General features: G+C 36.2%; 8 protein-coding genes. 7 read left to right on the top strand and 1 reads right to left on the bottom strand.

The genetic code is table 11. The features are described 5' to 3' along the window. Window positions 1–62: 62 nt before the first annotated feature. Window positions 63–932: an AraC family transcriptional regulator gene (locus tag DOK81_RS08915; RefSeq protein ID WP_206910166.1), complete on the bottom strand. Its 870-nt coding sequence runs from the start codon at window positions 930–932 to the stop codon at window positions 63–65. Between the two features lie 148 nt (window positions 933–1,080). Here DOK81_RS08915 and rhaB point away from each other — a divergent pair, with 148 nt between their 5' ends. From rhaB to DOK81_RS08880, 7 genes are all read left to right on the top strand, one after another. Continuing rightward, window positions 1,081–2,529 (top strand): rhamnulokinase, encoded by a 1,449-nt coding sequence (gene rhaB, locus DOK81_RS08910; protein WP_206910165.1) that lies wholly within the window; start codon window positions 1,081–1,083, stop codon window positions 2,527–2,529. Further along, window positions 2,526–3,782: an L-rhamnose isomerase gene (rhaA, locus tag DOK81_RS08905; RefSeq protein WP_206910164.1), complete on the top strand. Its 1,257-nt coding sequence runs from the start codon at window positions 2,526–2,528 to the stop codon at window positions 3,780–3,782. The genes rhaB and rhaA overlap by 4 nt, the downstream gene beginning before the upstream one ends. A 9-nt stretch (window positions 3,783–3,791) precedes the next feature. Continuing rightward, entirely contained in the window at window positions 3,792–4,637 is an 846-nt protein-coding gene (gene rhaD / locus DOK81_RS08900) for a rhamnulose-1-phosphate aldolase (RefSeq protein ID WP_206910163.1), read from the top strand. A 1-nt stretch (window position 4,638) separates the two neighbouring features. Next, the gene (gene rhaM, locus DOK81_RS08895; RefSeq protein WP_206910162.1) at window positions 4,639–4,950 is read left to right on the top strand and encodes an L-rhamnose mutarotase; all 312 of its coding nucleotides are present in this window, start codon (window positions 4,639–4,641) and stop codon (window positions 4,948–4,950) included. 55 nt (window positions 4,951–5,005) lie between these two features. Further along, window positions 5,006–6,157 carry a lactaldehyde reductase gene (gene fucO / locus DOK81_RS08890; RefSeq protein ID WP_206910161.1) on the top strand — a complete coding sequence of 384 codons (1,152 nt, stop codon included), beginning with the start codon at window positions 5,006–5,008 and terminating at the stop codon, window positions 6,155–6,157. A 126-nt stretch (window positions 6,158–6,283) separates the two neighbouring features. After that, window positions 6,284–7,045: an IclR family transcriptional regulator gene (locus tag DOK81_RS08885; RefSeq protein ID WP_206910159.1), complete on the top strand. Its 762-nt coding sequence runs from the start codon at window positions 6,284–6,286 to the stop codon at window positions 7,043–7,045. A 98-nt stretch (window positions 7,046–7,143) separates the two neighbouring features. Continuing rightward, window positions 7,144–7,788 (top strand): bifunctional 4-hydroxy-2-oxoglutarate aldolase/2-dehydro-3-deoxy-phosphogluconate aldolase, encoded by a 645-nt coding sequence (locus DOK81_RS08880; protein WP_206910157.1) that lies wholly within the window; start codon window positions 7,144–7,146, stop codon window positions 7,786–7,788. The last annotated feature ends 5 nt before the right edge of the window (window positions 7,789–7,793 follow it).

The following is a 7,793-nucleotide window of genomic DNA, read 5'->3' as shown; positions in this document are numbered from 1 at the left end:
TAGGTGTGACGATTTCTTTTCTTTTTTGTGTTCTTAAACAGTTCAGGAATAATCTCATATTTTTAATTAAATTGCCGAAATTCTCTTGGGGAGCGTCCGGTCTTTCGCTTAAATAGTCGACTAAAGTACGCAAAATTATCTATCCCTATCTCTTCGGCTATCGCACGAATCGTAAAGTCTGTATAGCGAAGTAAATCTTTTGCATAAGACAATTTTTTATTAATTAAATAATCAATTGGTGGAGATCCAATAAATTTAGAAAAGTCTTTACTTATCTGATACTTATTCAGTAAAAATCGCTGCTCTAATTGTCTTAAAGTAATATTTTCTCTGAAGTGTTCATCTAAGTAGTTCTGTAAATCACGAATGTAGTTTGGAATATCTTCTTCTTTGAAATCCAATTGATATTTTTGCAAAATCAGTTCATTAAGTAACTCGTGGATGACTAACGAAGATTGAAATTCAGTACGTGTGTTTGCTTGTTGTTGTGTATGTATCAGTTCGGTTATTAACTGGTGAATTTTGTTCTCGAATGGATAAGTTGGTGTATGAAAAATTGGCTGGCCATCTTTGATGAATTCTTCATAAAAATAAGCAACATTGCTACCGTTAAAATGAACCCAATCCATTTCCCAAGGTGTGTCACTGATTGTTTGGTAATATTGATATTCCTGACAATCAATGAAGAAAATATCCCCTGCACATAAATGATACTTATTTTCTTTATAAAGCAGCATACCTTCGCCAGACAACGTAAATTTAATCAAGTAAGAAGGTAGGTTTGTTCGCTCAGTGTAGTAAGGAATAGATGCTTTGAAATGTCCAATCTCTTGAATATAAAAAAATAAATTTTGACTTCTTTGAGTGGGCGTCAAAATAACGCGACAAGAATCTTCTGACCAAGTATGATTTGCTTTTTCCCAGTAATTCATCTCTTTCTCCTTTTTATCAAGATAGTGCAATTGTAAACCAATATAGTGTGCAGAGAAATGTCTATAGTTGTACTATAATTGCCTTATTCAACAAATGATAACGCTTACTAAAAAGGCGTAATAATGATTAGTAAAGAAGAGGTGGAAAATGAAATCAGCATTTGTTGCAATCGATATTGGTGCCTCTAGTGGAAGAGTTATCGTTAGCTGGCAAAATGTGCAAGGTCGATTGTGTCTAGAAGAAGTTCATCGATTTAAAAATGGATTTATAAAAAAACAGGGACATGAGCGCTGGCAAATGGATTATCTGATTCAAGAAATTTTGATAGGTTTAGAGAAAGTCAAGAAAGTTGGAATAGAGTCATGCTTTGTTGGGATTGATACTTGGGCGGTAGACTATTGTCTGATAAATAAGCATGGGGAGCGGATGGCGGAACCAATTGCTTATCGAGATTCGCGAACAAAACTAGCTGTTCAAAACTTTGCGCAAGGATATCCATTAGCAAAACTATATCAGAAAACAGGTATTCAGATTCAACCATTTAATACATTATTCCAGTTATTTGTGGAGGAGAAGAGTGTCTTAAAAGAAGCAGATAAATTATTATTGATACCTGACTATTTAGGATATGTTTTAACGGAGAAAATGGTCGCAGAAAAAACAAATGCGTCGACTATGCAGTTATTAAATGTCGAAACAAAAATTTGGGATGAAGACTTATTAACCATTTTGGATATTGATAAAAAGTTGTTTGCTCCATTAGTGGATCCAGGCACAATTTTAGGTCCAGTGAAAAAAATAAATTTTCCTAATTATGATTTACCAGATGCAACAGTAATCAATGTTGCAAGTCATGATACAGCTTCTGCTATTTTAGGGACTCCTGGAAGCAATGACACATGGGCATATTTAAGTAGTGGCACGTGGTCATTGTTAGGAATTGAAACAACTAAATTCGAATTATCAAAACAAGCTTTTGATGAAAATTATAGTAATGAATGGGGAGCCAATCAATCGGTTCGCTTTTTAAAAAATATTATGGGGATGTGGTTGATTCAAGAAGTTGCTCGTTTACAAAAGTATCGTTATTCTTATGCACAACTTGCTGAACTAGCTTGCAAAGAAGAACCACTTCAACAAATCATTGATATCAATGATGTACGTTTTTTGAATCCACAAAATATGATTGAAGAGTTACAAGATTATTGTGTCGAAACCAATCAGAAAATACCAAAAACAGCAGGTGAAATTGCGCGGTGTGTCTATGACAATCTAGCATTATGTTATGCAAAAGAATTAACAAAACTCCAACAGTTGACCAAGCAAGAATTACAAAAAATTGTGATTGTCGGAGGTGGAACAAACAATCATCTACTAAATCAACTGACAGCAGATTATGCAGGTATTGTTGTAGAGTCTGGACCAGAAGAGGCGACTGCTATTGGCAATATTTTGCAACAAATGCTTAGCGTTGGTGAATTTGCAACAGTTGAAGAAGCACGTGAAGAAGTTCAAAAATCATTTCCTAGTCAATTTTTTTATCCAGAAAAGCAACAACTAAAGTATTTAACAAGTGATGGAGGAGTAAGCAAATGAAGACAGTTGAAAAAAATTATGCGTACGCAAAAGAAAAATATGCAGAAATCGGCGTAGATACAGATGAAGTCCTTGAGCAGATGCAAAAGGTTAAGATTTCTGTTCATTGCTGGCAAGGTGATGATGTAAAAGGTTTTTTAAATCCTGATGGCGAACTAACAGGTGGCATTATGGCAACAGGAGATCAACCTGGTGTAGCGCGAACACCAACGGAGTTGCGTCAAGATTTAGAAATCGCTTATTCCTTGATTCCTGGCAAACATAAACTGAATTTACATGCGATTTATCTCGATACACAAGAGTCAGTGGAGTTAAATCAACTTGAACCTAAACATTTTCAAAAGTGGGTTGATTGGGCAAAAGAAAATGGATTAGGTCTTGATTTTAATCCTACTTTTTTTTCACACCCAATGATGAAGGACGGCTTTACATTGGCACATCCTGATGAAAACGTACGTCAATATTGGATTGAGCATGGCAAGAGGTGTCGAAAAATTGCAGAGTATTTTGGAAAAGAAACAGGTCAAACGTGTATCAATAATTTTTGGGTACCTGATGGAATGAAGGATCTTCCGATTGATCGCTTCACTCCGCGGCAACGTTTGATGGAATCACTAGATGAAATTTTTAAAGAGAAGCTAAACGAAATAGATGTGCAAGATGCGGTGGAGAGTAAATTATTCGGTTTAGGGGCAGAAGCATATACTGTCGGTTCGCATGAATTTTATTTAGGTTACGGACTTACTAGGGATAAATTGATTTGCTTGGATGCTGGACATTTTCACCCGACAGAAGTGATTTCCAATAAATTATCCGCTTTAGCTTTGTTTAGTAAAGGGTTGATGTTACATGTGAGTCGACCAGTGCGTTGGGATTCTGATCATGTTGTTTTGATGGACGACGAATTGCAAGAAATTGCAAAAGAATTAGTCCGTGGTGATTTACTTGAAAAAACGAATATTGGACTTGATTTTTTTGATGCAACAATCAATCGAGTTGCAGCTTGGGTTATTGGAACACGTAATACGCAAAAGGCATTGATGAAAGCAATGTTAGAGCCAATACAACAATTAAAGAAATGGGAAAATAATTTTGATTTTACTACACGAATGGCGTATACCGAAGAGCTTAAAGATTTTCCTTATGCGGATGTTTGGAATTATTTTTGTTATCAAAATGATGTTCCAATTGGTTTAGATTGGCTTGAAGTCGTTAACAACTATCAAAAAGAAGTTTTAGATTTAAGAAAGTAGGTGATCATAGTGAAAAAATTATCAATTCTACAAGCTCCTTTTGTTCAAGAAATGATGAAAACAACAGCGAATCTTTATCGTTTGGGGTGGGATGAACGAAATGGTGGGAATATTTCCTATTTGCTGAAGGAAGAAGAAATAACGCCATTTTTAACGACGACGGATGTACTTCGAAAGATTCCAATGGATTTTAAGACAGAAAAGTTAGCTGGATGTTATTTTATTGTGACAGGATCGGGTAGGTATTTTAAAAATGTTTGTGAGGAACCAGCAGAAAATTTAGGTATTGTACGAGTATCAGAGGATGGACGGTCGCTAGACTTATTATGGGGATTAGAAAATGATGCTTTACCAACAAGTGAGTTACCTAGTCATTTAATGAGTCATTGCGCACGATTGTCTGTTGACCCAGAACACCGTATTATCATGCATAATCATGCGACGCACTTACTAGCGATGAGTTTCACTCATTCATTAGACGAAAGAGAGTTTACGCGTACGTTATGGCAGATGTGTACAGAATGTTTAGTTGTATTTCCAGAAGGGGTTTCGATTCTTCCTTGGATGGTGCCAGGTAGCAATGAGATTGGGGAGGCTACTGCAAAAAAAATGAAAAAAACACGTCTGGTTTTGTGGCCACAACATGGAATTTATGGTGCAGGAAAAGAGATGGATGAAGTGTTTGGTTTGATTGAAACAGCTGAAAAGGCAGCAAAAGTGTATACCTATGTGTGTGCGCAGGGGGGGATACAACAAACAATTACAGACGAAGATCTATGGCGTTTATCAGAGACCTTTGGGGTATCACCAAGAGAGGGTTTCTTGAATGTTTCTCAAGATAAAGTGGGTGTCTAGAGTGCCCGTAAAAGTATTTTGTATGAGAATCTATCCGGATAAACAAGAAGAGTACCAAGATAGACATGAGCACCTGTGGCCTGAAATGCGACTTGCCTTACGAGAACACGGAGTAGTAAATTATACTATTTATCTTGAACCAAGTAGTTCTACTTTATTTGCTTATCTTGAAATAACAGATGAGGTACTTTGGCTAAAAATGGCAAATACGCCCATCAATCAAAAATGGTGGAAATACATGGAAGACATCATGGAAACGAATGTTGATGCATCACCGATTAATTGGGAGTTAAAACCAGTGTTCCAGCTTTAGGGATCATGCAGGCTATTTTAGTATGAATCCAACTGTAAATAAGGAGGGAAATAGAATGAGTAAACGAATGGTTTTAAATGAAACAGCCTATTTTGGCAAAGGGGCAATTAAGTCAATTGTGTCAGAATTTCAAAAACGAGGATTTAAAAAAGCATTAGTGGTTACCGATAAAGGCTTGATTGAGCATAAAGTAGCCACTAAAGTAACGGAACATTTAGATGCTGCGGATATTGCTTATGAGATTTATGAGGATATTACTCCAAACCCTACTATCCAGCAAGTACAAGCTGGTGTAGCTTTTGCAAAAAAAATAGTTGCAGATTGTTTAATTGCTATCGGAGGAGGCTCACCAATTGATACAGCCAAAGCAATTGGTATCATTGTAAATAATCCAGAATTTTCAGATGTCGTCAGCTTAGAGGGAGTAGCCGATACAAAAAGGCCCTGCTTACCTATTTTGGCTGTACCAACAACTTCTGGTACTGCTGCAGAAGTAACCATAAATTACGTAATCACCGATGAAAATAATCATCGTAAATTTGTATGTATTGATCCGCATGATATTCCAATTGTAGCATTTATTGACAGTGATCTCATGATGGGGATGCCTTCAAAATTAGCCGCATCAACAGGTATGGATGCTATGACACATGCAATTGAAGGTTTTATTACAAAAAATGCTTGGGAAATGACAGATATGCTTCATTTAAAAGCAATTGAAATCATCGGTCATGCTTTAGAAGCATCTGTCAATGGTGAACAAACTGGTCGTGAAAAAATGGCATTGGGTCAGTATATTGCTGGGATGGGCTTTTCAAATGTGGGGTTAGGATTGGTTCATGGAATGGCGCATCCTTTAAGCGCTTGGTATGACATTCCTCATGGTGTGGCTTGTGCCACTTTGTTACCAACGGTGATGAAATACAATAAAAACGAAACTGGCGAAAAGTATCGTGAAATTGCACTTGCCTTAGAAATTACTGAAGCAAAAGAGATGGCATTAGAAGAAGTAAGAGAAGCAGCTTGTAGAGAAATCAATCGTTTAAGCCAAGCTGTCGGAATTCCAGCGACTATTTCAGAATTGGGTGTGAAAGAAGAGGATATTCCAGCAATTGCAGAAGATGCCTTACGTGATGTATGTACACCAGGAAATCCAAAAGAAACATCATTGGAAGATATTATCACTCTTTATCGGAGTTTGATGTAAATCGTAAAAAAATGGAGGTATTTTTCTTATTGAGAAAGAAAAATACCTCTTTGTTCCATGGTTGGTTCTTTTAATATTTAAAAACTTCCGCTATAATTTTCCTATAAAGAAACGGGAGTGTACAATATGGAAAATAAAAAACCTTATGGAACAGTTTTGATTAAAGCATCATCTATTTTAGATTATTTAGCAGAAACGCCAGATTCTTCCTTACAAGAAATTGCTAAAGGCACAGGAATGACTGCTTCTACTGCTTTAAAAATTTTAGATACATTAACTTTAATAGGATACACAAATAAAAACGTTGACAAAAATTATCGTCTAGGCAGTAAATTTATCCGTTATGCGAATAAAAGTATTGAAGAGCAAGATTTAGTGGAAGCAACGCGGCCGTATCTTGAACAACTCCAAGACACAATTGATGAAACCATTCATCTAGGAGTTTTAAATAATGAAGAAATTTTATACGTCAATAAACTAGAAGCGAAAAATCAAACGATCCGAATGTCTTCAAAAATCGGAGTGACTAGACCACTCTATAGTTCTGCTATGGGAAAAGCCGTACTAGCCGAGTTTGATGAGGAACAATATGATGCATATCTGACGAAGCATCCGCTCGTTCCATTTACGGAGTATACGATTACTAACCCATTACGTTTAAAAAGTGAGATTGAAAAAGTACAACAATCCAAAATTGCTTATGATGACGAAGAAATGGAACAAGATATCTTTTGTATCGGAGCAGCTATTGTCAAAAATGAAGAAATTATTGGTGCTTTTAGTATCAGTATGCCCAAATATCGTTTAACAGGTGAAATTAAAAATCAAATTGTGGCAACGGTAAAGCAAACGAAACAAAAAATAGAAGAAACCTTAATGAAAAAATGAAAAAGCGTTTGCATTTTTTCTTTTCTCCTTTATAATACGAGTATAGATTTCCAAATTATAAAACTTAATTTCTAAATAGGAAATAAGAGGTGGAGAAAATGAAAAAATTTGATATTTTATCTCGATTGAAAAATGCCGGTGTGATTGCTGTAGTTCGTGGAAAAACAAGTGAAGAAGCTCTGAATGCTTGTCATGCAATTATCAAAGGTGGCTTAACAGGAATCGAGCTTACGTTTACTGTGCCACAAGCAGATCAAGTTATCAAAGAACTTTTAGCAACGTATCAAGAACAAGAAGAGATTGTCATTGGAGCTGGGACGGTTTTAGATGCAGTAACTGCTCGTTTAGCGATTTTAGCTGGTGCAGAATATATTGTTAGTCCATGTTTTGATAAAGAAACGGCGGAGTTATGTAATTTATATCAAGTGCCTTATTTACCAGGGTGTATGACGATTGATGAAATCAAAACAGCACTGAAGAGTGGTGTAGATATCGTGAAATTATTTCCTGGTAGTGCATTTGGTCCAAGTATTGTTTCGGCATTTAAAGCACCTATGCCACAAGTCAACATTATGCCAACTGGTGGTGTAAGTTTAGAAAATATGCAGGACTGGTTTGATGCTGGTGTGGTAACTGTGGGTGTGGGTGGTAATTTACTTGCGCCAGCTGCTACAGGTGATTTTGAGAAAGTGACAGAAGTAGCAAAGCAATACGCAGCGAAAATGAAAGAAATCGCGGGGTAATTCAT

It is taken from the genome of Enterococcus sp. DIV0660C (assembly GCF_017316125.1).
GTDB lineage: Bacteria > Bacillota > Bacilli > Lactobacillales > Enterococcaceae > Enterococcus_B.
The sequence above is the reverse complement of the archived record's forward strand: the minus strand, read 5'-3'. Positions and strand labels throughout refer to the sequence as shown.